Raw genomic sequence first — 24785 nt, 5'->3', positions numbered from 1 at the left:
GGCTGACGTCAGCGGACCAGCGGGATCTCGAAGTGCACCGTCTGGAACCCGATCGGATCCCCGTCCCGGTTGTCGTACACCTCCGTGGCGATCGACCGCCAGAACCTCTCCGCCCCCGGCACCCGCGTGTCCGTGTGCAGATACAGCACCGAATACGTCGGCTCGTTCGCCACGAACTCGGTGGCCGCCCGGACCAGCTCCCGGGCCAGCCCACACCGCCGGTGCTCCGGCCGCACGTAGACCCGGAACAGCTGCGCGGTCGTCCCGCCCGCGTACCGCTCGGCCAGCCACGCCGGGTGCGGTGGGCTGGCCGGGGCGACCGCGCGGACGCCGGTCGTGGCGACGATCTCGTCGCCCTTCGCCGCCACGAAAAGGGCGTGTCGCGGCGGTTCCAGGTACGCGGTCCTGACGTCGACGGCGTCGGCGTGCCATTCGGGGCGGTAGCCGTAGCCGAACTCGCGGTAGAAGGTGTCGAACATGACTCCGCGGGCGCCGTCGAGGTCAGCTTCGCGGGCCTCCCGGATGTCGTACGGGCTCATGGCTGCGCTTCCTTGATGGTGTGGCCGAGCAGGCCGATGGTCACGGGGTGCCGAGGGTCGCTCAGGACGTCGTGGGCGTCGCCGTGTTCGACGACCTTTCCCTTGTCCAGTACGACGATCCGGTCGGCCAGTCGGGACACGACGCCGAGGTCGTGGCTGATCAGGACGACCGTGCACGGTAAGCCCGCCAGCAGGTCGAGCAGGCCCGCTTGGGTGATGGTGTCCAGCCCGGACGTGATCTCGTCGCACACCAGCACATCCGGCCGGGCCAGCAGCGCCCGGACGAGCGCGGCCCGCTGCAGTTCGCCGCCGGACAGGCCCGCCGGGCGCCGATGGGCCGTCTCCGAACTGATGCCGACTTTCGCCAACTCGTCCAACGCGAGAGCGGACGCCTCAACCTTTGAAGCACTACACAAGCGCACGGCGGTCCGAGAGATCTGGTCCAGCACCGCCCGGTGTTCGTCAAACGAAGCACGCGCGTCCTGGAAGACGTACTGCACGCGCGTCAGCTGCGGGCGTTTCGGCGACAGGGGAGTTCCATCCAGGAGGATCGATCCGTCCCAAGTGGAATGCAGGCCTACCACGCACCGGGCGAGGGTAGTCTTCCCGCTGCCGGAACGGCCGACCACGCCGAGACATTCGCCGACTCCGGCGGCGACCGTCACCTTGTGCAGCACGTCGGCCGACCGGTGCCGGGCGCTCAGCTCCCGCACTTCCAGCCGAGGCGCCCGGTCCGCGGCGGCCGGCGGCACCTGGATCTGGGGCTGGGCCTCGATCAGCGCCCGCGTGTAGTCGTCGCGCGGCGAGGTCAGCACCTCGTCGGCCGGACCCGCCGCGACCACCCGGCCCGCCCGCAGCACCACGATCTCGTCCGCCAGCGCCCGCACCACATCGAGGTCGTGGGTCAGGATCACCACCGCCACACCTTGGCGGGCGACCTCCGCCAACTCGGCGACGATCTCCGCGCGGGTGATGGCGTCCTGGCCGGTCGTCGGCTCGTCGGCGATGATCACCGCCGGTTCGCGGACCAGGATCTGCGCCAGCACGACCCGTTGCTGCTGCCCGCCGGAAAGCTGGTGCGGGTACCGGTCGAGCAACTCCTCGGGCACTCGCGCCCGCCGCAGCGCCGTGGCGATCGCCGCATCGTCGCCGATCTCGCGGAACACCGCGCCGATCCGCCGAACCGGGTTGAGCGCGGCCGACGGGTGCTGCGGCACGAACCCCGCGTTCCCCCGCACGGTCACGCTTCCACTGACCCGCACCCCGGCCGCGTGCTCGCCCAGCAACGCCAGCCCCGTGGTCGTCTTCCCGCTGCCCGACTCGCCGACCAGCGCCAACACCCGCCCGGCCGCCAGCGCGAAACTCACCCCGTCGACCAGGGTCCGGGTGTCCGTCTCGGCGCGCAGACCCTCCACATGCACGACGGTCACGTCCGCGCCTCCTTCCGCAAAGCCTTGTCGAACACCAGGTTCAGCCCGATCGACAGCGCGACGATCAGCAGCGCGGGCACCACGACGGCCAGCGGCTGCAGGAACAGCCCGCCGCGGTTGCGGTCGACCATCACCGCCCAGTCCGCCGCGTCCGGCGCCACCCCGATCCCGAGAAAGCTCGCCGACGCCACCAGGTACAGCGCGCCGGTGAGCCGAACACCCACATCCGCCGCCAACGTCCGCACCATCGAACGTCCGATGTAGACGATGGACTTCTGCCACCACGACTCGCCCTGCAGCCGCATGGCCTCCAGCGCGGGCCGCCCGGCGATCTCCAAAGCCGCCGCCCGCGAGATCCTTGCGACATCAGGAAAGTTGATCAGCGTGACGATCCCGACGATCACCGCGATGCCCTGTCCGGCGATCGTGGCCAGCAGGATCAGCACCAGCAGCGACGGGATCGCCAACAGCAGATCCAGCGGCCGCATCAGCACCTCGTCGACCACCCGCACCCGCGACGTCGCCGCCAGCACACCCCACGGCACACCGACGACGTACGCGCCCGCCGTGGCCAGCAGCGCCACGAGCACCACCGACTGGCCACCGGCCAACACCTGGTGCCACACGTCCCGCCCGACGAAGTCGGTGCCCAGGAAGTGATCCGGCATGAACGGCACGCCCCGGGTCAGCGTCTCGGGCACGAACAGCGGCCCGAGCAGCGCCAACAGCAGCGGGACCGCGATCAGCAGCCCACCCGATCCGAACCGCCTCATCGGACCCCCACCGCCCGCGGCGACAGCCGGAACGCGACGAGGTCGGCGATCAGGTTCACCGCGATCGTGGTCACCGCGAACACCACCGCGAGTCCTTGCACCACAGGCAGATCACGGCTCGCGACCGCGTCCACGAGCGTTGTGCCGAGCCCGGGGATGACGAACACCGCCTCCACCACGATCACCCCGCCGAGCAGCCAGTCCGTGGTCCGCGCGACCTGCTGGACCGCAGGCGCGAGCGCGTTCGGCAGGGCATGCGCGAACCGGACCCGACCGACGCTGAGGCCCAGCCTGCGCGCGTGCCGCACGTAGTCCGACGACAGCGCCTCGATCATGCCCGCGCGCACCAGCCTGCTGATCGAGCAGATCGGCCGGGCCAGCAGCACGACCAGCGGCAGCACCAGCACCTCAGGGTGTCCCAGCAGGTCTCCGCCGACCCCGACAGCCGTGGGCGGCAACCAAGCGAGTTGCACGCCGAACAGCGCGATCAACACCACCGCCAGCGCGAACTCAGGAATCGAATGCAGCCCGACGCTGATCGACGTCAGCACCCGGTCCAGCCTGCCGCCTTCCCGCAGCGCCGCCAGCACCCCGACCATCACCGACAGCGGGACCAGCAGCACCAGAGTCAGCACCGCGAGCACCGCCGTCGGCGCCAAACCGTTGGCGAGGAAGGCCGAGACCGGCCTGCCGGAGACGATCGAGACCCCGAAGTCCAGGTGCGCCAAGCCCCACAGCCAAGCGCCGAATCGTTCCAGCGGCGGCCGGTCGAGACCCATCGACGTCCGGATCTGCTCGATCCGCCTCGGGTCCGGGTCGTCCCCGGCGAGCGCCACCGCGGCGTCCCCCGGCAAGGCCTGCACCAGGAGGAACACCACGGTGGCGACGGCGATGACCTGGATGACCCCGAAGGCCAGCCGTTTCACCGCGTAGCGGCCAAGACTCACCCGAGCCACACCTTGTCGAACCGCGCCCAGTCCAGCGTGTTCGCCGGTGCCGTCGCCACACCGCTGACATTGCGGGCGGTGCCGACGATCCAGTCCGCGAAGCCCCACATCAGGTAGCCGCCCTCAGCGTGCAGCGAGCGCTGCATCTCCGCGTACACCGCGCCGCGCGCCTTCTCGTCCGCAGTGGACACCGCCTTCTGGTACAGCGCGTCGAACTCGGGCCGGGTCCACTTGGTGACGTTGGTGCCCGACGTGCTCAGCAGCCGCTGCGCGATGTGCGTCTCGATCGGCATCGCGCCGGAGCGGAAGCTCGACATGGAGCCGTTCTTGAGCGTGTCGGCCCAGTAGGTGTCCTTGTTGCCGGTGACGACCTCGATCGTCAGCCCGGATCCCTTGACCTGGTCGGCGAAGATCGTGGCCGCCTCGACCATCCCGGCCGCGGCGGTGGACGTGTCGAGTTTGATGGACATGCCCTCGGCGCCCGCCTTGCGGATCAGGTGCTTGGCCTTGTCCAGGTCGCGGGTCCGCTGCGGGATGTCACCGGCGTAGTACTGGGAACCCTTGCCGAACAGGTCGTTGCCGATCTGCCCGCTGCCCGCCAGGGTCGACTCGACCAGCTGCGGCCGGTCGGCCAGCAGGAACATCGCCTCGCGCAGGTCGCGGTTGTCGAACGGCGCCCGGTCGAGCTTCATCGCAAACGCTTGCACCGCGCTGTTGGGGGAGCGGACGATCGTCATCCGGTCACTCGCGCCGTGGGCCCGCGCGGTGGTCGGGGTGAGGTCGTGGGCGTACTCGACCTGCCCGCCGAGCAGCGCGTTCGTCCGCGCCGACTCCTCGTTGGCGATCACGAACTCCAGCTCGTCGAGGTGCGGAGCGCCTTCCCAGTATTGTGCGTTCTTCTTCAGCAACACGGACTTGCCCGGCTCGAACGAGACGAAGCTGAACGGGCCTGAGCCGACCGGCTTGGTGAAGTCCTCGGTGCCCTCGGGGACGATGTACGCGCCGAACGCGGCCAGGGCGTTGGGGAACTCGATGAACGGTCGCTTCAGTGCGAACTCGACGGTCCGGTCGTCGATCGCTTTGCTGTTCGGCAGGTCGATCAGCGACAGGCTCGACTTGGCGCGGAACGCGCGCTTGGGGTCGAGGATGCGGGCGTAGCTGGCCAGCACGTCCTGGGCGCGCACCGGCTTGCCGTCGTGGAACACGGCCTGGCGCAGGGTGATCCGCCAGCGGGTCAGCTCCACGTTGGACTCCCACTTCTCGGCCAGCCGGGGCTGCGCGGAGACGTCGGCGCCGAGGTCGGCGAGCTTGTCGAACATCGCCTTCGACCGGGCCGCCTCGACGAACAGGTTCGCCAGGTGCGGGTCGAGGACCTCCTTGGCGCCGCCGCCCGCGAACGCGGCCCGCAGCCGTCCGCCCGCTTTCGGGGCGGCCGGGGTCGCCGACGGTGTCGAGCAGCCCACGAGGGTGGCCGCGGAGAGTCCGGCGGTGATTCCGAGGAAGCCGCGGCGGCTGAGTTCGGGGAAGTGGGTCATGGGGAGATCCCTTTCAGTGGTGCGGGCGCAAGCGCGCCACGATGTGCAGGCGGTCGCCGGACAGCGAGCCCCCGAGCTCGGCGTCCGGCGTCCACGGTGTGTCCGTTCGCGGTCCCGGTTCGTCGAACAGGGCGAGCACGTCGAATCCGGCGAGGTCGAGCAGGAGGCGGATTTCCTGCGGGAACAGCAGCCGCCATGCGGAGCGTTGGACCAGCGGCTCGGCGCGGCCGGTCCAGGTCCAGTCGCGGCGGCGACGCAGGAGTTGGGCGGCGTGGTCGATCCACAGGGAAGTGCGGGAGGTGTAGTCGACGCCTTGCCACGTCACGGTTCGCGTGCGGGTGTCGTCGAGAAGCTCGGTGTTGCCGAGGAAGAAGGCGCCGTTGCGCATCTCGGCGATCAGCAGGCCGCCTGGTGTCAGGTGTTCGCGGCAGCGGGTGAGGAACGCGCTGATGTCGGCGTTCGTGTGGCAGTAGAGGAAGGCGCTGTCCAGGCAGGTGATGACGTCGACCGTGCGGCCCAGCGCGAAGGAGCGCATGTCGCCGACGACGAAGTCCACCCGCTCGTGGTGGCGGCGGGCGTGCTCGACCATCGCCTCGGAGCTGTCGAGGCCGGTTGCCTGGTAACCGTTGACGGCCAGGTAGCCGGCGTCGCGGCCGGTTCCGCAGCCGATGTCGAGCAGGTCTCGGCCGCCGTCGAAGCGGGTGACGAGGTCATGAACGAAGCGGGCGGCGACATGGTCCGGGTCCGGGAACTGCTGTTCGTAGAGCTCGGGGTTGTCGGTGAGCAGGTTCATCCCACGGTCTCCTTCGTGAGGGCGCCGCGGCGGTGCAGCACCAGCACCGCGCCGGCGCAGACCAGCCCGATGGCCACGCACACCAGCGAGGCAAGGGTGTTGCTCACCTCGCTGGCCCAGCCGATGGCCGCGTTGCCCACCGCGGCGACGACGCCCGAGGCGAGGTAGAACATGCCGAAATACGTGCCTGCCAGGTTTTCCCGGCCGAACGTGGGGATGAGTTCGTAGACGAACGGGTGCGTGATCATCACCCCGAAGGCCAGCGAGAGGGTCGCGACCAGCACCCCGACGACCCCGAGGTCCAGCGCTGTGGCCACGAACCCGCCGCCCATCACCGCGAGCCCGAGCGCGATCGCCCGCCCTCGGGCCATCTTGGCGCTGAGCAGTCGGGTGACGCGGACCTGGAACAGCAGACTGGCCACAGTGGACACCAGGAACACGGCGGCCACACTGCTCGCGCTGCCGGTCGCGCGTTTGGCTTCCATCGGGAGCACCAGGTACAGCTGGTTCTGCAGGGCGAACATGCCGGTCAGCGCCAGGGTGAACGCGATGAACCGGCGGTTCGCCAGGCACTCGCGCCAGTCACCGATGACCGTCCCGTCGTGTGGCTGCACGGCTTTGGCCGGCAGCACCATCGCCTGGGCGACTGTCAGGACAGCGAAGATTCCCGCCGCCACCAGAGCGGATACCCGGAAGTCACCCCAGAGGAGCAGAACGCTGCCCAGCACCGGCCCGAGCAGTGCGCCTGCCTGCGCGAACACGTTGAACAGCGCGAACGCCCCGGCCTTGTCGTCCGCCTCGACCGCGATGTAGGCGCGAACCGCGGGGTTGAACAGTGCCCCGGCGAGTCCACTGAGGATGGACGCGGCCAACAGGATCGCCAGCGACTCGCCCGCCGCGAACATCCCGAACCCCAGCGTCCGCAACGCACACCCGGCGGTGATCACCCGCCGCGGCCCCAGCCGATCGGACGCCGAGCCGCCGACGAGGAACATGCCTTGCTGGCTCAGCGTGCGGACGCCGAGAACGATGCCGACCATGGCGATGGACATGCCGAGGTCGTCGGTGAGGTGGGTGGCGAGGTAGGGAATGAGCAGGTAAAAGCCGGTGTTGACGCCAAACTGGTTGACCAGCAACAACCGCACCGAAACCGGAAGCCCTTTCACCACCCCACCCCCGCGAGTCGCCCCGTCCGGCAAACGAGTCGCCCCTCCGGGCGAATGAGTTCGACATTCAGGCAAGCGATTTCGACATTCATGGCGAACCCATCCCGAGAACGCGCAGGCGTTGGGACTCGTCGATGCCGCGCGGCCCGCTGACAGGGCGTGGCTGGTTTACGCGCCCTCGCATGTGGCTGTGATCGACTCCGACCGCACTCATAGTCATCTAGTGCGCCCCGCTCTCGTGGCTGTCGACCGACGTCGTGCTGCGCGAATGTCGAACTCAACTGCCTGAATGTCGAACTCATTCGCCCGGAGGGGCGACTCGTTTGCCGGGAGGGGCGACTCGTTTGCCGGGAGGGGCGACTCGCGGGAGTGGGGGTCATCGGGGGACCACCCCGAGGCCGGGCGCGTCGGTCAGTCGGAGCGTGCCGTCTTCGCCGCCGATGCCCTGCCACGGGTCGTGGGCGAGTAGGAGGTGGCCGTCGAGGTCGATCCAGCGTGCCTGGCCGCTGAGGTGCACGGCCGGGGCGATCCCCAGCGAACTCGCCACCAGGCAGCCGAGCATCACGTCCATCCCGCCCTCGCGGGCCGCGGTGATGATCTCCCGGGCCGCGCTGAGACCGCCGCACTTGGCGAGCTTGATGTTGACCCCCGCCACCGCCCCCGCGAGCGCCCGCACGTCCGCCACCGTGGCGGCGTCCTCGTCGGCGATCACCGGCACCGAGACGCGCGCGCTGACCCACGCCAGGGAGTCGATCTGCCCTGGCGCGATCGGCTGTTCCACCGCGTCGATCTCGTAGTCGGACAGCCGGTCCATGACCCGCACGGTGTGCTCGGCCGTCCACCCGCCGTTCGGGTCGAGAAGCAGCCGCGCGTCCGGCGCCACCGCCCGGATCGCGGCCACCACCGCTTCGTCGTGCTCCGAGCCCAACTTCACCTTGAGCACCCGGAAACCCCGCGCCACCAGCGCCGCGGCTTGACGCGCGGCCTCCGAGGGCTGCTCGATCCCGATCGTGTAGGCCGTGGGCGCGTCGACCCACTCCCGACCGACCAATTCCCAAACCGGCACCCCGAGGCGTTGACCGATCAGGTCGTGCAGGGCCGCGTCGACTGCCGCCGTGACGCCGGGGGCATCGACGAAAGACAAAGCCGCAAGGAGTTCCGCCGGGTCGGAGAAGTCGGCGGCGACGGCCTGGAACTCCTTGAGCAGCACGATGATCCGCGAAACGTCCAGCCCGTAGTAAACGCTGGTCACAACCTCGCCATGCCCCACGAGCCCATCACACGACACGGCCACCCGCACCGCGTCGCGGCGGGACATGGTCGAGCGCGAGATGCGCAGGGGAGTGGTCAGCTCCAAGCCATAGACGGTCCAGTCGAGCTTCACGCGGGCACCGCCAAACGGGCGCTGGGCACCGTCACCGAGCGGCACCGGGCCCAGCCCGTGACCTCCACCGACTCCGCGTGCCCGATCTCGACCGGACGATCCGCCGCACGGCCCAACAGACCCCGGTCGCGGCAGAAGCCGTCGTCGAAGATCGTGCCCAGATACCGGTGCGGCCCATCCGGGAACACCGTGGCGACCACCGCGCCCGCCTCGACCCGAGCAACCCAAGCCGACACCAGCGCCACCGCGCCGGTGCTCCAGCCGCCGGTCACAAAGCAATCCCGCGCTAGCCGTCGGCACGCGTCGACCACCTCGGTCGGACCGACCCAGTGCACCTCGTCGAACTGGTCATAGGCCACGTTGCTCGGGTAGATGCTGCTGCCCAGGCCACGCATGACCCGGGCGCGCGCGGGCTGGCCGAAGATCGTCGAGCCGATCGTGTCCACGCCGACCAGCCGCACGTGCGGCCAGTGCGCGCGCAGGGTCTCGATGATCCCGGCGCTGTGCCCGCCCGTGCCGACGCTGCACACCAGCACGTCGACCCGGTCGAGCTGCTCGACCAGCTCCCGCGCGAGCGTCGCGTACCCGGCCGGGTTGTCCGGGTTGTTGTACTGGTCCGGCCAGAACGCGTCCGGCAGGTCCCGGCACACCTCGCGCAGCCGGTCGAGCCGGGCCTGCTGCCACCCGCCGGTCTGATGTGGACGGTCGACGACCTCCAGCCGCGCGCCGTGGGCGTGCAGCAGCGCGCGCATCGACGGCTCCAGCTCCGCGTCTACCACCAACACCACCGGGTGCCCCAGCGCCTGACCCGCGAACGCCAAGCCGACCCCGAGCGTCCCGCTGGTCGACTCGACCACCGCCGCCCCCGGCCGCAGCTCGCCGCGGGCCCGCGCGGCCAGCAGCATCGCCACCGCCGAGCGGGCCTTCATCCCACCCGCGCTCAGACATTCCAGCTTCGCCCAGAAGCCGCCGTGCCCGTGCGGCAGCGGTGTGTCGATATACGCGACCGGTGTCTTGCCTAAGAGTTCAAGCAGGTGCGCGTTCGCGCGGATCACTTCGGCTCCCCGCGGTAGAGGTGGATCGTGGTCGGCCCGCCGTCGAGCCAGAAGAACGGGAACGGCTCGGCCGACACCGCCGACACCCCACCGCCGATGAACCACGGCAGCACCGCGCTGCCGGTCTGCGCGAACAGCACGACCTGTCGTTCGGCGCCCAGCAGCGCTTCGAGGCTGCCGTTGCCCACGGTCATGCCCGACGCCAGCACGATGTCGCAGTCACCCAGGGCACGTGCGGCGTCGGTCACCACCGGCTCGTCCCACTCCGTCCGACCACCCTTGAGGTCGCACGGCACATAAGGCAGGCCGCGTTCACGCAGGTGGTGCAGCAGGGAGTTCACGACGCCGACGACCAGCACCCGCGAGTCCGGGGCCGCCTCGATCAGGTCGACGACAGCCGCCGCGCGCGCCATCGACTTGTCCAGCGAACTCCCCGCGGGGATGGTCACCTGCTCGGCGCCGGACGTCTCGTGGGGGTGCGCGTTCATCAGGTACGCGTCGAGCGCGGCCGTGCGGATCGCGGAGTCCGGGTGGTCGAGCAAGTCGGCCACGCTCGCGCCGACACAGTCGTAGACGTCGCCGTCGTCGAGGGTGCCCGGCTCGACCGCGCACGAGCCGACGGCCTGCCCGATCCGCAGGCTGACCACGCTGTTGCGGTAGGACTGGTCCCGCGAGGCGTGCCGCACGCCCTGCTGGGTGCTGAACCCGACGCTGATCCGCTCCCCGGCGGGATCGGGTCCGAGTTTGCCCGCGCGGACGTGGTCGACCAGGTCGGCGAGGGACGAGAAGGCCGTCACGCGGCGTCCTCGGCGTAGCGCACGTCCAGGCCATCGACGATCTTGTCGGCGGTCGAGCGCGCACCGAGGCCGTCGTGGTCGACGACCATCACGTGCCCGAGGTAGGTGTTGTTGCTGGTCGGCTCGCCCGCCCGGTGCCCGGGTGCCTTGAGCTTGCACTCCACGACGCCGGGAGCGTCGACGTCGCCGACGATCTCGGCGACCAGCCCCGAGCGCGGCGGCAGCAGGAACGAGATCGCCGCGCTGCGCACCCCGGTCTCCGCGTGCGTCAGGTCCGGTCGCCTGCCGACCGCGAGCTGCGCGTACACGGCGGGCAGGTCGATGCCGGTGACCCGGCGCACCAACTCGGTGATCTGGTTGCCCGCCGGGCGGGGGTTGACCTCGATGAGCTTGGGTCCGGTCGAGGTCAGCTTGATCTCGGTGTGCGCGACGATGTCGTCGAGCCCGAGCGCCTCGATCGCCGCCACCGCGACCCGGGCCGCGTGGGCGCCGTCGAGGTCGGCGGGGAACATGTGCCCGCTCTCGACGAACCACGGCTCCCCGGCGACGCTCTTGTCGGTCACCCCGACGACGTGCGTCACGCCTGCCACCGTCACCGTCTCGACGCTGACCTCCGGGCCGTCGAGCAGCTCTTCGAGCAGCACGGTCGGCAGCCGGGGCTGGTTGCGCGCGTTGACCGGGAACGCCTCCAGCGCGGCGAACGCCTCGCGCAGCTCCGCCTCGCCCGCGACCTTGCGCACGAACATCCCGCCGCACAGGTCCACCGGCTTCACCACGAGCGGGTAGCCGAGCGACCGCGCCGCGTCAGCGGTCTGCGGCCAGCCCGTGGCCAGGGCGTACCTCGGGCCCGGAACGCCCGCCGCGCCGAGCGTGGTCCGGGTGCGGTCCTTGCGGTTGGCGCGCTCCACGGCATCCGGCGTCGGCCCCGGCAGCCCGAGATGGGCGGCGACCTTGGCGACGGTCGGGAGGTAGTAGTCGCAGGAGGAGATGACGCCGTCGAACCCCAGCACGGCGTGCATACGTTCCACATAGGACAGCAGCGCAGGCACGTCGTTGGTCTCGCTGGTCAGCACGTTCTCCGCCGCCAGCAAGGGATGCGTGCCCTCGGCGGGCGCGGATCGCAGGTAGTGGTGCAGGTCCCGGGTGAGGAAGGTGAAGCGGTGGCCGGACTCGCGGATGGCCCGGGGGAGCAGCGTGCTCATCGCCCCGACCCAGCTCTCGATCATCAACAGATGCCCCACGCCACACTCCCTCGCCCGCCGCCTGCAAACAAGGGAATGGTAATCATTTTCAGTAACTTGTCACTCCGGCAGGTAGGTGACGTGGGACACGTGGACGGTGACCGGGAGTGGCCGATATGGGCGCGCGTAGACTCGGCGGGTCAAATGTCGGCAACCTCCGAGGAGAACGCGCGTGCCCAAGCTGGACCCAGGGGCGCTGGAGGAACTGCAGCAGGTCGAGTCCGAACTGGACACCCGCTGGCCCGAGACGAAGATCGAGCCGTCGCTCGACCGCATCTCCGCGCTCCTCGACGTGATCGCCCAGCCGCAGCTGGCGTACCCCGTGCTGCACATCGCCGGGACCAACGGCAAGAGCTCCACGACCCGCATGGTCGACGCGCTGCTCACCCGGATCGGCCTGCGCACCGGCCGGTTCACCAGTCCGCACCTGCAGTCGGTCACCGAGCGGATCAGCCTCGACAACGAGCCGATCACCGCGGAGCGCTACGTCGAGGTCTACCGCGATCTTGAGCCGTACATCGCGATGGTCGACGCCAAGTCCGACATCAGGCTGAGCAAGTTCGAGATCCTCACCGCGATGGCGTTCGCCGCCTTCGCCGACGCCCCGGTCGACGCGGCGGTGGTCGAGGTCGGTCTCGGCGGCAGCTGGGACGCGACCAACGTCGCCGACGCGCGGATCGCCGTCGTGTGCCCGATCGGCATCGACCACGTCGACTACCTCGGTCCCGACATCCTCGGCATCGCGCGGGAGAAGGCGGGCATCATCAAGCCCAACTCGATCGCCCTGCTCGCCGAGCAGGCCAACGAGGTCGCCCGGGTCCTGATCGAGCGCGCCACCGAGGTCGACGCGGTCGTCGCGCGCCAGGGCCTGGAGTTCGGTGTCCTGGAGCGCAGCGTCGCCATCGGCGGCCAGATGCTCAAGCTGCAGGGCCTCGGCGGTGTCTACGACGAGATCTTCCTGCCGCTGCACGGCGCCCACCAAGCCGCCAACGCGGCGCTCGCGCTGGCCGCCGTCGAGGCGTTTTTCGGCGCGGGCACCGAACGTCAGCTCGACGTCGACGCCATCCGCGAAGGCTTCGCCTCGGTCGTGATCCCCGGCCGGTTGGAGCGCCTGCGCTCCTCACCCACCGTCTTCGTCGACGCCGCCCACAACCCCCACGGAGCCGCCGCGTTGGCCGCGGCCTTGGAGGACGAGTTCGGCTTCCGCAAGCTGGTCGGCGTCCTGGGAGTCATGGCGGACAAGGACGTCACCGGCATCCTGACCGCGTTGGAACCGGTGCTCACTGAGGTCGTCGTCACGGCCAACTCGTCCCCCCGCGCGATGGACCCGGAGCAGCTGGGCGCGGCGGCCATCGAGATCTTCGGTGAAGACCGCGTGATCGTCCAACACCGCCTGCTGGATGCCATCGACACAGCGGTCACCCTCGCCGAGACCACCGCGGACCCGCGCGACTCGATGTCCGGCGGCGGAGTGGTGGCCACCGGCTCGGTCGTCACCGCGGGCGACGTGCGCGCGATGTTCGGCAAGGAGCCCGCATGACTGCCCCGGACCCCATGAAGGGCTTCCGCGGCGTCATGTCCGCGATGCTCATCCTCGAAGCCATCGTGGTCATGCTGGCCCTGTTGATCATCGCGAAGACGGACGGCGGCCTGGCCACCTGGCAGGGCTGGCTCGTCGGGTCGCTTGGCCTGGCCCTGATCCTGGCTTGCGGTGTTGTCGGCAAACCGTGGGGCACGTGGGTCGCTGTCGGCCTGCAGGGCGTGATGATCCTGTGCTTCTTCGCACTGCCTGCTCTAGGCGCTATCGGCGTGATCTTCGGGCTGGCGTGGGCGTGGATGCTGTGGCTGCGCCAGGACGTCGAGAAGCGGATGGCCGAGGGCAGGCTCACCAGCCAGCAGGAGTAAGTCAAGCATCGCGCACTATAGTTGGTGTATGCGTACTATAGTTCGCCTACCTGTACTATAGTTGGTGCCCATGGAGCTTGGGCGGCCATTGTCGACGGTCACACCGACGCTGGACGGGGACGTCCTCGCCCTCTTGGCGGCGGCCGATTCCGCTTTTACTTCCGGCCAGCTGCACAGAATGCTGGGCCAGCGTTCGATCGAAGGTGTTCGCAAGGCACTCAAGCGCCTGGTCGAGCAGGGTGTCGTGCGGTCGAACAAGGTCGGCCAGGCCTTCGAATACCGGTTGAACCACGACCATCTGGCCGCGCCGCACATCATCGGGCTCTCCCGGATCAAGGAAACCCTTCTCAGTCGAATTGAGGAGCGCCTGGCCTCCTGGGCGGTTCCACCGGTCTATGCCGCCGTTTTCGGCTCAGCCGCGACTGATTCGATGACGGTGACGAGCGATTTGGATCTGCTTTTGGTGCGCCCGAACCAGGTGGATGACGACGTGTGGACATCGCACGTCGACACCTTGGTCGCCGAGATCACCCGATGGACCGGCAATGATGTTCGGCCGCTCGAGTTCACCACCGACGAGGTCGGATCGCGTGGCGCCCAAGAGCCGGTTCTGCGTGACGTCTTGGGTCACGGGCTCACTGTGGCCGGAGACCGTTCCTGGCTCACCAAGCAACTGCGATAGGGCAATGTCTGATGGTGCGGACACAGCCGTGCGATGGCGGTATCCAGCGTGGACGGCTCCGCAAGGCAGGCCAGTTCCTGGACGCGGCGATCCTCATTCGCGAGATGGCCGATGAGAGCGACGACGTCGCTGACGCTTACGTGACTTTGTGCGTTCACGCCGGCATCGCGGCCTCGGATGTCATCTGCTGCGTCAGGCTCGGTGAGCACGCCCAAGGCGAGAACCACGCGGATGCGATCAGCCTCCTGACCAAGGCGAACAAGGACGCCGCGAAGCACCTCGGCACCTTGCTCAAGCTGAAGACGAAGTCCGGCTACAGTCACACTTCTCCCACTGCTGATGAGTTTAAGCGTGCGGGCAGGGCAGCCGAAACGTTGGTGGAGCAAGCCCGTCGAGATCACGGCAGAAATTAGTCAGTCCGAAGGTGCCCAAGACGAAGGGCGACTCCGGGACCGTGCAGGTCAGGAGCCGCGCGGGGCGACCAGGCCGGACTCGTAGGCGAAGACGACGAGTTGGGCGCGGTCGCGGGCGTGGAGTTTGACCATGGCCCGGTTGACGTGGGTTTTCGCGGTCAGCGGGCTGATCACCATGCGGTCGGCGATCTCGTCGTTGGACAGGCCCTGAGCGACCAGGGCGACGGCCTCGCGTTCGCGGTTGGTCAGTTCCTTCAGGCCTGTGGGTGTGCCCGTGTCGAGAGGCTGGCTGACGTAGCGGTTGATCAGTTTGCGGGTGATCGACGGTGCCAGCAGGGCGTCGCCCCGGGCGGCTACGCGGACGGCGTGGAGGAAGTCTTCCGGCTCTATGTCCTTGACGAGAAAGCCGGCTGCGCCGGCGCGCAGGGCGTTGAAGACGTACTCGTCCAGGCCGTAGTTGGTCAGGATGACGACGTGCACCGCGGCCAAGGCGGGGTCCGCGGCGATGCGGCGGGTCGCCTCGATGCCGTCGACCAAGGGCATCTGGATATCGATGAGCGCGATGTCGGGCAGGTGCCGCCTGGCCAGTTCCACGCCCTCGCCGCCGTTGGCGGCCTCGGCCACCACCTCGATGTCGTCCTCGATATCAAGCATGGCACGGAATCCGCTGCGGATGAGCGGCTGGTCGTCGACCAGCAGGACCCGGATCACGTTCGGTCCACCGGAAGTTCGGCTTGGACGGTGAAACCGCCCTCACCACGCGGCGCCGCCCTAAGGTGGCCGCCGAGGGCGGTGACCCGCTCGCGCATCCCGAGCAGCCCGACGCCGGGCACCGGCGCGGTGTCCGAGGTGGCCTTGCCGTCGTCGTCGACCTGGATGACCAGGGCGTCCGGGCGGTGGTCGATCCGGACCGACGCGGTCGCGGCGGCTGCGTGCCGGGCGATGTTGGTCAGCGACTCCTGGACGATCCGGTACGCGGTCCGCTCCACCGCGGCGGGCAGGTCGTCTCGGTGTCCTTCGATCGTCAGCTTCGCGTCCAAGCCGGTCGTGCGGGCCCGCCGCACCAGGTCCGGGACGTCGGCGAGCCCGTGCGGCGGGTGCTTGTCGTCGTCGCGCAGCGCTTCCAGGGTGGCGCGCAGTTCCCGGGCCGCCTCGCGGCCTGCGTCCCGGATCGCCAGCAGGGAGTCAGGCACCTGTTCACCCCGCTTGCGGGCCAGGTGGACGGCGACTTCCGCCTGCACTTTGATCACGGAGATCTGGTGGGTAAGCGAATCGTGCAACTCCCGCGCGATGTGCAGGCGCTCCTCGTCAGCGCGGCGGCGCGCGGTTTCCTCGCGGGTGCGCTCGGCCTCGTCGGCGCGGCGCTCAGCCTGTCGCAGTGCTTCACCCGCCGCCCCGGCGGCGATCAGCCAGGCGATTTCGAGGACGTTGCGGGACTGGGTGAACGCCTCGCCCAGCTGCCAGCCGTGGGGAGCGGCCAGGATCGCGAGCGGGAGCGCGGCCAACATGATCACCGAACCCGCCACGGTGACAAGCCGGTGTCCCGCCCGCACCGAGGCATACACCGCGAACAGATACGCGACGACCGGCACATCGAACCCGATCACCTGATAGCCCAACGCGCACAACCCGGTCACGGCCAGCACAGCCACCGGAGCCCACCGGCGCGCGGCCAGCGCCAGACCACCGGCGGCCAGCAACGCATAGCCAAGTGGGTCGAGGGCCGTCGCGGGGAGGTCCCTGGACAGCCCGGCGACCACCAGGGTCGCCGCCACGCCGATGGCGATTCCCCAGTCTCCGAGACTGATCCGGCCCCTGGTCATAAGTGGACAGTAGCCGGACACCCGCCCGGCGAACTCCTACGCACGGACGATCCTCGGACTACCGCGGACGCGGTACTTCCACGCCCCCTGCGGCACCCGTGGCAGCGCGAAGTGTCTGCGTCCACACAACGACGGGCGGTGGGTCCGGCGGACAGGATCAGCGGTGTCCAGTTCGCTGAAGGAGAAGGAGCACACCATGGCTATGGGTCATCTGTTTGCCGAGCACGTGTTGGCGCAGGACGCTGTCAGTTCGTACACCATGACCGGCGGGCGCTTCTGGTCGCTGGTGGGTGTGGCGCTGGGGCTGGCGGGAGTGGTCGTCGGCGGGATGGCCCTGTCCCGTCGTCGGGGTGGGAAGGCCGTCGCGGCGTTGGTGATGGGAGTGGCAGGCGCGGTTATCGGGGCGTTGGTCGTGGCCGCCGCCGAGGGCGGCCCGGGCACGGGTGCCGGGATCGTCGGGGGCTTCGCGGCGTTGGTGGTCGGACTGATCGGCGCGGGCCTCGGCTGGTTGGCTCGGGCCCGCAGCACGGCCTGAGCCCTAGGCGGACCGAAGGTTCGCGAGACGCTCGGGTGACCAGGCGACCGGCGGCAAGGTCAGGGTGCCGCCGGTGGGGTTCTTGGAATCACGGACGCGGACTGTCGTGGAGTACGCCACCTCCACACAAGCGCCGGCGTGGTCGCTGCGGCTCGACTTCCGCCACGCTCCGTGCATGTTGTTTCATCCCCGCTCGTGATCGGCCGCCATTCTGGCCAGAAACTCCACCGAATCGGAGGAGTCCAGGGCCACCCTCATCAGCCTACCCACGGTCTCAAGGTAGCTGTCGATGTCGGCGGGCTCCGGGAAGCCGGATGCGTTGCCGTTCTCCACGTAGACCAGTCGCGGCAGGGTCGTGAACTCCAGAATCGAGAAGGAGGCCGACATTTCGTAGTAGCCGTGGCGGAACGGGATCACATGAATGGTGATGTTCGGTTGGTTTGCCATGTCCATCAGCCAGCCGACCTGTGCGGCCATGGTCGCCGATCCACCAATCGGCCTGCGAAGCACTGCTTCATCCAAGAACAGCCGATAACCCGGTCGAACCCGCTTGAACAAGACCTTCTGGCGCTCAAGGCGAACTGCGACTCGCCGATCCACCTCGGCGGCATCGTAAGGACCTGCCCCGATCACGGCTCGGGCGTAGTCGGCGGTCTGCAAAAACCCAGGGACCAGGAGCGATGAATATTCCACGAAGGATTCGGCGTGGGATTCGAAGTGGATCAGCGCTTCGAGGAGGTGTGCTCGCATCGCCAGACCCCACCAACCGGTGGTCTCGTCCTTCTCGGCCAAGCCCATGATCCGTGCACGATCTGGTCCGGTGACTCCATAGATGGCCAGCAAGGCCGACACATCGGCCACGCTCGCTGTCCGTCTGCCGGTCTCCGACCGGTTCAGGCTGGCGATTGACGTCCCCAATCGCTTCGCCGCCGCCCGGGTCGTCAACCCCGACCGCTCCCGCAACACCTTCAACTCCGCCGCCAACGCACGCGCCCGGGCCGGAACTCGATCGTTCATGACTCCATGAGATCAGGTGTTCCGACTACACAGCATCACTCGAATAGCTGAGCCGTTTCGCCTGGCGAAACCTCCAATCTCTCCTCCGTTGACCTCCGCCGCCTACAACCAGGCCATGACCATCAACCGCCGCACCCTCCTGCGCGCCGGAGGCATCACCGCAGCCGCCGGCATCGCCCTCCCCGGCATCGCCATCGCCGCCCCCACCGCGCGACCCGTCCTGACCCACGGCGTCCAAACCGGAGACGTCACCGCCGACGGCGCCATCGTCTGGACCCGCGCCGACCGGCCCTCCCGCATGCTCGTCGAGGTCGCCAAGGACCCCGACTTCCGCAACGCCCGCCAGTTACGCGGCCCGCTGCTCACCCTCGACACCGACGGCACCGGCAAGCTCCGCCTCACCGGCCTCCCGCCCGGCCGCGAGATCCACTACCGCGTCCGCGCCGAAGACGACCGCGCCGTCAGCGAGCCGCTGACCGGCTCCTTCCGCACCGCCCCCATGGGCCGCGAGGACGTCCGCTTCACCTGGTCCGGCGACGTCGCGGGCCAAGGCTGGGGCATCAACCCCGACATCGGCGGCATGACCGCCTTCGCCGCGATGGCCGCCTGCCGCCCCGACTTCTTCATCAACAGCGGCGACACCGTCTACGCCGACGGCCCGCTCAAGGAATCCGTGACCCTCCCGGACGGCCGGATCTGGCGCAACATCGTCACCCCCGAGAAGCTCAAGGTCGCCGAGACCCTCACCGAATACCGTGGCCAGTTCGCCTACAACCTGCTCGACGACAACGTCCGCGCCTTCGCCGCGCGCACCCCTTCGGTCGTGCAATGGGATGATCATGAGGTCGTCAACAACTGGTACCCCGGCGAGATCCTGACCTCCCCGCAGTACACCGAGAAGCGCGTGGACGTCCTCGCCGCCCGCGCCTTCCAGGCCTTCCACGAGTGGATGCCCGTAGACCCTCGCCGCGCCGTGGACGGTCGGATCTACCGCAGCTTCCGGTACGGCAAGCACCTTGAGGTCTTCGTCCTCGACATGCGCTCCTACAAGGACGCCAACACCTCGCCCAAGACCGGCGTCGGCCGCGTCCTCGGCGAAGCGCAGGCGAAATGGCTGGTCGACGGCCTGTCCAACAGCAAGGCGACCTGGAAGATCGTCGCCGCCGACCTGCCCGTCGGCCTGATCGTCCCGGACGGCACCGACATCGAAGGTGTCGCCAACGGCCTGCCCGGCGCCCCCGGCGGCCGCGAGCACGAGATCGCCTGGGTGCTGCGTTCCCTCGCCCGAAACCGCGTGCGCAACGTCGTCTGGCTGACCGCCGACGTTCACTACACCGCCGCCCACCACTACTCCCCGGACCGCGCCGCCATCGGCGACTTCGACCCGTTCTGGGAGTTCGTCTCCGGCCCCCTCAACGCGGGCGCGTTCGGCCCGAACACCCTCGACCCGACGTTCGGCCCCGAAGCCGTCTTCGTCCACGCCCCACCGGCCGCGAACACCTCACCCATGGACGGCTTCCAGCACTTCGGCGACGTCGAGATCGACGGACCCACCGGCGAGCTGACCGTCCACCTGCGCGACGGCAAGGGCACCGCACTCTGGTCCAAGACCCTCACCCCGCAACGCTGACGGGTCAGGCCATGCTGAATTTCTCGGCGTGCACCTGCGTATTCGGCACTCCGATCGCTCGGAGGCCGCTCAGCACCGAGGAGGTCATCGCGGGTGGGCCGCAGACGTAGACGTCGCGCTCGGTGATGTCGGGGACCAGGGAACGGAGAGTGTCCGGCTCGAACGGCCGAGCTCCGTCCCTGGTCCGGCCGGTGAGCAGGTGCAGCCTGCCGCCGTGGGTCAGCCGGCGCACCTCGCTGAGCAGCACCGCGTCGCTTTCGTCGCGCACCCGGTAGAGCACGACGAAGTCCTCGGTCGACCGCTCCTCCAGCAACGCGCGGATGGGGGTGATCCCGACCCCGCCCGCGATCAGCAGCGTGCCGGGCCGCGTCCGCTGCAGTGACGTGAACGCGCCGTACGGTCCCTCCATGAACACGCGGGTCCCGACCGGGACGTGCCGCAGGCCCGCGCTGGCGGTGCCGACCGCTTTGGCCGTGAGGCGCAGGGAACGGCCGTCGGGTGCCGCGGACAGCGAGAACGGGTTGGCCAGCCACCAGTGGTTGTGCCCGGGGAACCGCCAGATGAAGAACTGACCCGCCTTGGCCGGGAGCCGGTCGAGGTGTTGGCCGGTGACGTGCACGGACACCACGTTGTCCGACTCCGGCACCACGGCCTGGACCCGGAACCGGTGGTAGGCGTTGCGCCACACCGGCATGGCGATCCGCCCGATGAGCAGGGAGCCGACGGCGACGATCCACAGCGTCCACCAGTAGCCGACGGCGAACGTGGAGGACTTGAACGTCGTTGTCTCCAGGAGCTGGTGGACGAACGCCACGGAAATCGCCAGGTACACCAGCAGGTGCAGAGCGTGCCAGGTCTCGTACTGAAGCCTGCGTCGGACCGACCGCAGAGAAGTTGCCGCGATCGTGATGATGGTGGCGGCGGCGATCATGCCCAGCAGGGACGCGGGCACCCCGGCCAGGGCGAGGAAGGTGCGCGCCATCGACGCGTTGTCCAGCGTCGCGTAGCCGAGCACGACCAGCGTGGCGTGGGTGAGGACGGTCCAGAGCAGGGTGAAGCCGGTCCACCGGTGCCACACCGTCAGGCGATCCATGCCGATGCGGCGGTCCAGCCACGGCAGCCGGGCGACCAACAGCAGTTGGAACATCATGAGCAGGGCGGCGTGCAAGCCGACGAACTTGGCGACGGTGAGGATCGAGTTCTTGCCGGTGCCGCTGGTGAAAAACAGGGCCTCGACAATCCCCAGGTTGACCAGCACGAACGCCCACAGCGCCCACCGTGCCTGAACGACCGGCGGCACGGAGCGCCTGCCTTGGGGACTCGTCGCCATTGTCGCTGCCTCTCGTCGTCGCCCTTGCCGTCTCTACGCGCGGAGGCAGGCTTGGGTTCATCGGGTGACGCGCGGGCGGGGCTCAGCCCGCCCGCGCACCGAATCATCCCTTCCCGACGCGATACACGCTGTCGATGGCCACGAACGCGACCAGGGTGACGCCGAAGACCGGCATCGCCCAGCCGAGCGCCGCCGCGACCACCACCACGGCCACCAGCGTCGACTTCGGTAACTGCCGCCACACCGGTTCCGGCGCGGGTGCGAGCCCGCCCGAGGTCGGTCGCCGCTGCCACCACATCCGGTAGCCCAGCACCAACAACGCCAACGTCCCGACCGCCACCAACGCCAGCGCGAGCTGGTTGGCGAACCCGAACAGGGTGCCGCTGTGCGCGTGGACGCCAAGCGAGGTCAGCTTCGCGAGCAGCGGGAAGTCCTGCCAGCCCTGCCGTGCGGTGACCTCGGCGGTGTACGGGTCGACAGCGATCGTGGTCTTGCGGACCGGCAGTCCCTCCGAGGTCTCGGCGACCTTCACCGCCTTGGTGGCCGACGCGGGCGCGGTGATCGTCAGCTGCCCTTCCATGCCCTGCGCCCTGGCCACGGACAGGACGCGGTCGAAGCCGATCGGGTCGCCCTGCGCCACCACATTGGGCGCGCTCAGGCTGGGTGACTTCGCGTCGAGCGCGGCGATGGCCGTGTCGAACCGGGCCCCCGCGTGGTTGGACCACGTCAGCCCGGTCGCGCTGAGACCGAGCAAGCCCAGGGTGAGCCACAAGCCCAGAACACCGTGCCGCGACCGGGTGCGCGCCCGAGCGGACCCGGTGCTCGCGGGCACCAGCAGCGCGCGCAGGCGCCGACGCCTGCCGACCCAGAGCACCAACCCGCCCAGCACCAGGAACGGCAGCCAGCTCGCCGCGAACTCGGAGTACAGCCTGCCGACCTCACCGAGGTGCAGCGAGCCGTGCAGCTCCCGCAGCCACACTTGGGCGGGCGGCCGGTTGTTGACCGTGATCAGATCGCCGTTGATCCTGCCGCTGTACGGGTCGACGTAGACGGTCAGCGACTCGGTGGAGAAGTGGTCGTCGCCCTTCGCCAAACCGGGCTTGTCCAGGACGACCTGCGTGGTGCGGTCCGGATCGGCGGACACGATCACCGACTTGACCTGGCCGTCCGGGTGGGCGGCGAGCGCGGAGCCCACCTGTTCCGCGAGCGGCTTGGCCGGTCCGGCGGGTGCGTCGACGTAGAGCTTGTCGCCGTAGAGCAGGTCGTTGATCTGGGGAGTGAAGGCGTAGAGCAGGCCGGTCAGCGCGAGCACGGCGAGGAACGGCGCGACCGCGAGGCCCGCCAGGAAGTGCACGCGCCGGGCCAACGCCCACAACGCGCGCGGGGGTCGGGACTCTGCTTTCTCAGTGGTGTCAGCTCTGGGCGGGTCGGGATCGAACGTGGTCATGGTGAGACTCCTGAAAGTGTGTGGGGGCGACCGGCGGCGACACCGGAGCGCTGGGCGCCGGCGGCGGGTCGGGGAAGTGGGTTCAGGCAGCGGTCGCGGGCGGACCGCGGGTGACCACGGTGTGCAAGAGCAGCGCCGCGCGCGCGGGCAGCGACGTCTCCAGGAACCCGGGTCGTAGACCGACGTCCGGGCAGACAACCGGTGCGGCGACAAGCAGACACCGGACGAGCCTGCGCACACCGGCCCACACCCGTCGCTCACCCTGGCGGATCCACCACGCCAGCAGCACCGTGGCGACAAGGTGCGCACCGATCATCCCCAGCCCGGGCACGCCAAGCTCGGTTGACAGGTGCGCCATGTGCGAGTCGGCCGTCACGGTCAAGGTCACGTGGGTGCCGAGCTGCCCGAGGGCCAGCAGCGCGACGATCGCGGGAAAACCCCGCTCGCGCCCGGCCATCAACCAGCACGGCAGCAGCAGGAGGGCAGCGGCGGCGGCGATCGCCGAACCGGACCAGGTGCCCCCACCGACCACGTGCCCCGCGGCGCCGGTCAGGAGGGCGGCGACGAGCGAGGTTGCGGTGCGCCTACCGCGCGCCGGAACCCGCCTGCTGTCAGCCACGACCTGCCGCCCCTTCGCAATTTGGATGAGACTAACCAGTCGAGGAGCCCCCACCACCCGCCGCGAGGACTAATTCACGGGACGTCAACACGAGCCGGTTCGTCGTCAAGCCCGTAAGGGGGTGCGTTCCAACGCACAGCTATCCGATGAACATTTCGCGCGAAGCCTTGGGTTGCTCGCGCGCGCGTCCTAAGAACGATCTATGACCCGACTGCAACGACGGACCTTCCTCATCGGCGGTCTCGCAAGCGCCGGTGCCACCATCCTTTCCGCCAGCTCGGCCAGCGCCGCGCTGTACCCCTTCACCCTCGGCGTCGCCTCCGGTGAGCCCAGCGCCGACGGCTTCGTCTTGTGGACTCGCCTGGCGCCCAGCCCGCTCAACGCCGACGGGCTCGGCGGCATGTCCAGCGCCAACGTCGCCGCGGAATGGCAGGTCTCCACCGACCAGTACTTCACGACTCTCGCCGCGAGTGGCACCTTCACCGCGACCCAAGCCTGGGGGCACAGCGTCCACGTCGAGCTGACGGGACTGCTGCCCGGTCGCGAGTACTGGTACCGCTTCCGCGCCATGGGCCACATCTCGCCGGTCGGCCGCGCTCGCACCGCGCCCGCCATCGGCACCAGCCCGTCGATGAAGATGCTCTTCGCGTCCTGCTCGCACTACGAAGCGGGCTACTTCACCGCGTACCGCAGGATGGCCGAGGAGAACCCCGACCTGATCCTGCACCTCGGCGACTACATCTATGAGGGCGGCGCGGGCTCCACGGGCGTGCGCACGCACCAGCCGTCGGCCGAGATCAGCAACCTGGCGACCTACCGCGTGCGGCACGCGCTCTACAAGCGCGACCCTGACCTGCAGGCCGCGCACGCCGCCGCGCCGTGGCTCGTCGTGTGGGACGACCACGAGGTCGAGAACAACTACGCCAACCTGATCCGCAACGACACCTCGCCCGCCGGTGACTTCACCGCGCGCCGGGCCGCCGCCTACAAGGCGTACTACGAGCACATGCCGCTGCGGGCCGCGCAGGCGCCGTCGGGTGCGAACCTGCAGCTCTACCGCCGGTCGCGCTGGGGGAGTCTGGCCACGTTCCACATGCTCGACACCCGCCAGTACCGCGACGACCAGGCGTGCGGCGACGGCACGAAGCTCTGTCCGGCCGCCGACGACCCGGCCCGCACGCTCACCGGCGCGACCCAGGAATCGTGGCTGCTCAACGGAATGGGCCAGAAACTGGGCACCTGGGACATCCTCGGCCAGCAGGTCTTCTTCGCCCAGAAGCTCGCCGCCGCGGACGGGTCGAAGAGCATGGACTCGTGGGACGGCTACACCGCCAACCGGTCCCGTATCCAGAACGGCTGGGACGCGCAGGGCAACACGAGCACCGTCGTCCTCACCGGCGACGTGCACCGTTCGTGGGCGAGCAACATCATGCAGAACTACGGCACGCAGAACCGGATCATCGGCACCGAGCTGGTCACCACGTCGATCACCTCGGGCGGCGATGGCAGCGCGACCGACAACGGGCTGTCGAGCCTCAACCCGCACGTGAAGTTCTACAAGAACCTGCGCGGCTACGTCCGCACGGTCACCACGCCGACGCAGATGACCGTGGACTTCCGCGCGGTCGACCGGGTGACCCTGCGCGACTACCCGGTCAAGACCATCCAGAGCTACGTGATCCAGGCGGGTAACCCCGGCCTGCAGACCCCGTGAAGGGCACAAC

25 protein-coding genes are annotated in these 24785 nt (G+C 69.4%); 7 read left to right on the top strand and 18 right to left on the bottom strand.

All coding sequences use genetic code 11. From position 1 onward, the window contains the following. Positions 1–8: 8 nt before the first annotated feature. From ACUZ2Y_RS11865 to ACUZ2Y_RS11815, 11 genes are all read right to left on the bottom strand, one after another. Positions 9–539: a GNAT family N-acetyltransferase gene (locus ACUZ2Y_RS11865; protein ID WP_476329885.1), complete on the bottom strand. Its 531-nt coding sequence runs from the start codon at positions 537–539 to the stop codon at positions 9–11. Next, entirely contained in the window at positions 536–1969 is a 1434-nt protein-coding gene (locus ACUZ2Y_RS11860; RefSeq protein WP_476329882.1) for an ABC transporter ATP-binding protein, read from the bottom strand. The genes ACUZ2Y_RS11865 and ACUZ2Y_RS11860 overlap by 4 nt, the downstream gene beginning before the upstream one ends. Continuing rightward, positions 1966–2742, bottom strand: coding sequence for an ABC transporter permease (locus ACUZ2Y_RS11855; RefSeq protein ID WP_476329879.1), 777 nt, complete (start codon positions 2740–2742; stop codon positions 1966–1968). The genes ACUZ2Y_RS11860 and ACUZ2Y_RS11855 overlap by 4 nt, the downstream gene beginning before the upstream one ends. Continuing rightward, a complete protein-coding gene (locus tag ACUZ2Y_RS11850; RefSeq protein WP_476329877.1) occupies positions 2739–3689 on the bottom strand; it encodes an ABC transporter permease in 951 nt (316 codons plus the stop codon). Before ACUZ2Y_RS11850 ends, ACUZ2Y_RS11855 begins: the two co-directional genes overlap by 4 nt. After that, positions 3686–5224: an ABC transporter substrate-binding protein gene (locus ACUZ2Y_RS11845; RefSeq protein WP_476329874.1), complete on the bottom strand. Its 1539-nt coding sequence runs from the start codon at positions 5222–5224 to the stop codon at positions 3686–3688. Before ACUZ2Y_RS11845 ends, ACUZ2Y_RS11850 begins: the two co-directional genes overlap by 4 nt. Before the next feature lie 13 nt (positions 5225–5237). Continuing rightward, complete coding sequence (locus ACUZ2Y_RS11840) at positions 5238–6017, bottom strand: class I SAM-dependent methyltransferase (RefSeq protein ID WP_476329870.1); 780 nt, start codon at positions 6015–6017, stop codon at positions 5238–5240. After that, positions 6014–7183, bottom strand: a complete 1170-nt coding sequence (locus ACUZ2Y_RS11835; RefSeq protein ID WP_476329867.1) for an MFS transporter — start codon at positions 7181–7183, stop codon at positions 6014–6016. Before ACUZ2Y_RS11835 ends, ACUZ2Y_RS11840 begins: the two co-directional genes overlap by 4 nt. 376 nt (positions 7184–7559) lie before the next feature. Beyond that, a complete protein-coding gene (locus ACUZ2Y_RS11830; protein WP_476329864.1) occupies positions 7560–8567 on the bottom strand; it encodes a dipeptide epimerase in 1008 nt (335 codons plus the stop codon). Further along, positions 8564–9622 carry a PLP-dependent cysteine synthase family protein gene (locus tag ACUZ2Y_RS11825; protein ID WP_476329861.1) on the bottom strand — a complete coding sequence of 353 codons (1059 nt, stop codon included), beginning with the start codon at positions 9620–9622 and terminating at the stop codon, positions 8564–8566. The genes ACUZ2Y_RS11830 and ACUZ2Y_RS11825 overlap by 4 nt, the downstream gene beginning before the upstream one ends. Then, positions 9619–10419, bottom strand: a complete 801-nt coding sequence (locus ACUZ2Y_RS11820) for a Rossmann-like domain-containing protein (protein ID WP_476329858.1) — start codon at positions 10417–10419, stop codon at positions 9619–9621. The genes ACUZ2Y_RS11825 and ACUZ2Y_RS11820 overlap by 4 nt, the downstream gene beginning before the upstream one ends. After that, complete coding sequence (locus ACUZ2Y_RS11815; RefSeq protein ID WP_476329855.1) at positions 10416–11660, bottom strand: ATP-grasp domain-containing protein; 1245 nt, start codon at positions 11658–11660, stop codon at positions 10416–10418. The genes ACUZ2Y_RS11820 and ACUZ2Y_RS11815 overlap by 4 nt, the downstream gene beginning before the upstream one ends. 172 nt (positions 11661–11832) lie before the next feature. Here ACUZ2Y_RS11815 and folC point away from each other — a divergent pair, with 172 nt between their 5' ends. The 4 genes from folC to ACUZ2Y_RS11795 all read left to right on the top strand — a co-directional run bounded on the left by folC (position 11833) and on the right by ACUZ2Y_RS11795 (position 14660). Further along, on the top strand, positions 11833–13200 hold the full coding sequence (gene folC / locus ACUZ2Y_RS11810) for a bifunctional tetrahydrofolate synthase/dihydrofolate synthase (RefSeq protein WP_476329852.1): 1368 nt from the start codon (positions 11833–11835) through the stop codon (positions 13198–13200). Further along, positions 13197–13565 carry a DUF4233 domain-containing protein gene (locus tag ACUZ2Y_RS11805; protein WP_476329849.1) on the top strand — a complete coding sequence of 123 codons (369 nt, stop codon included), beginning with the start codon at positions 13197–13199 and terminating at the stop codon, positions 13563–13565. The genes folC and ACUZ2Y_RS11805 overlap by 4 nt, the downstream gene beginning before the upstream one ends. Before the next feature lie 70 nt (positions 13566–13635). Next, the gene (locus ACUZ2Y_RS11800) at positions 13636–14247 is read left to right on the top strand and encodes a nucleotidyltransferase domain-containing protein (protein ID WP_476329846.1); all 612 of its coding nucleotides are present in this window, start codon (positions 13636–13638) and stop codon (positions 14245–14247) included. 11 nt (positions 14248–14258) lie between these two features. Next, positions 14259–14660 (top strand): hypothetical protein, encoded by a 402-nt coding sequence (locus ACUZ2Y_RS11795; protein WP_476329844.1) that lies wholly within the window; start codon positions 14259–14261, stop codon positions 14658–14660. A 48-nt stretch (positions 14661–14708) separates the two neighbouring features. On the opposite strand, the gene ACUZ2Y_RS11790 is transcribed toward ACUZ2Y_RS11795, so the two are convergent. Together ACUZ2Y_RS11790 and ACUZ2Y_RS11785 are read right to left on the bottom strand one after the other, a co-directional pair. Beyond that, positions 14709–15371, bottom strand: coding sequence for a response regulator (locus ACUZ2Y_RS11790; RefSeq protein WP_476329841.1), 663 nt, complete (start codon positions 15369–15371; stop codon positions 14709–14711). Next, positions 15368–16483, bottom strand: a complete 1116-nt coding sequence (locus tag ACUZ2Y_RS11785) for a sensor histidine kinase (protein WP_476329838.1) — start codon at positions 16481–16483, stop codon at positions 15368–15370. Before ACUZ2Y_RS11785 ends, ACUZ2Y_RS11790 begins: the two co-directional genes overlap by 4 nt. 163 nt (positions 16484–16646) lie before the next feature. Between ACUZ2Y_RS11785 and ACUZ2Y_RS11780 the strand changes: the two genes are divergently transcribed. After that, positions 16647–17018, top strand: a complete 372-nt coding sequence (locus ACUZ2Y_RS11780) for a DUF6223 family protein (RefSeq protein ID WP_476329836.1) — start codon at positions 16647–16649, stop codon at positions 17016–17018. A gap of 3 nt (positions 17019–17021) precedes the next feature. On the opposite strand, the gene ACUZ2Y_RS11775 is transcribed toward ACUZ2Y_RS11780, so the two are convergent. Continuing rightward, positions 17022–17195, bottom strand: coding sequence for a DUF397 domain-containing protein (locus tag ACUZ2Y_RS11775; protein WP_476329834.1), 174 nt, complete (start codon positions 17193–17195; stop codon positions 17022–17024). Positions 17196–17201: 6 nt separating this feature from the next. After that, the gene (locus ACUZ2Y_RS11770) at positions 17202–18035 is read right to left on the bottom strand and encodes a helix-turn-helix domain-containing protein (RefSeq protein WP_476329831.1); all 834 of its coding nucleotides are present in this window, start codon (positions 18033–18035) and stop codon (positions 17202–17204) included. Positions 18036–18150: 115 nt separating this feature from the next. Here ACUZ2Y_RS11770 and ACUZ2Y_RS11765 point away from each other — a divergent pair, with 115 nt between their 5' ends. Further along, positions 18151–19665: an alkaline phosphatase D family protein gene (locus ACUZ2Y_RS11765; protein ID WP_476329828.1), complete on the top strand. Its 1515-nt coding sequence runs from the start codon at positions 18151–18153 to the stop codon at positions 19663–19665. A gap of 4 nt (positions 19666–19669) precedes the next feature. On the opposite strand, the gene ACUZ2Y_RS11760 is transcribed toward ACUZ2Y_RS11765, so the two are convergent. From ACUZ2Y_RS11760 to ACUZ2Y_RS11750, 3 genes are all read right to left on the bottom strand, one after another. Beyond that, positions 19670–20995: a ferredoxin reductase family protein gene (locus ACUZ2Y_RS11760; protein ID WP_476329825.1), complete on the bottom strand. Its 1326-nt coding sequence runs from the start codon at positions 20993–20995 to the stop codon at positions 19670–19672. Between the two features lie 103 nt (positions 20996–21098). Continuing rightward, positions 21099–22442, bottom strand: a complete 1344-nt coding sequence (locus ACUZ2Y_RS11755) for a PepSY-associated TM helix domain-containing protein (protein ID WP_476329822.1) — start codon at positions 22440–22442, stop codon at positions 21099–21101. Positions 22443–22524: 82 nt separating this feature from the next. Next, positions 22525–23061: a hypothetical protein gene (locus ACUZ2Y_RS11750; protein WP_476329819.1), complete on the bottom strand. Its 537-nt coding sequence runs from the start codon at positions 23059–23061 to the stop codon at positions 22525–22527. A gap of 202 nt (positions 23062–23263) precedes the next feature. Between ACUZ2Y_RS11750 and ACUZ2Y_RS11745 the strand changes: the two genes are divergently transcribed. Beyond that, a complete protein-coding gene (locus tag ACUZ2Y_RS11745) occupies positions 23264–24775 on the top strand; it encodes an alkaline phosphatase D family protein (RefSeq protein ID WP_476329817.1) in 1512 nt (503 codons plus the stop codon). Positions 24776–24785 lie beyond the last annotated feature (10 nt).

This window comes from Actinokineospora sp. UV203, assembly GCF_056323665.1.
Note: the sequence above shows the minus strand (reverse complement) of the source record. Positions and strands in the feature narration are given on the sequence as shown.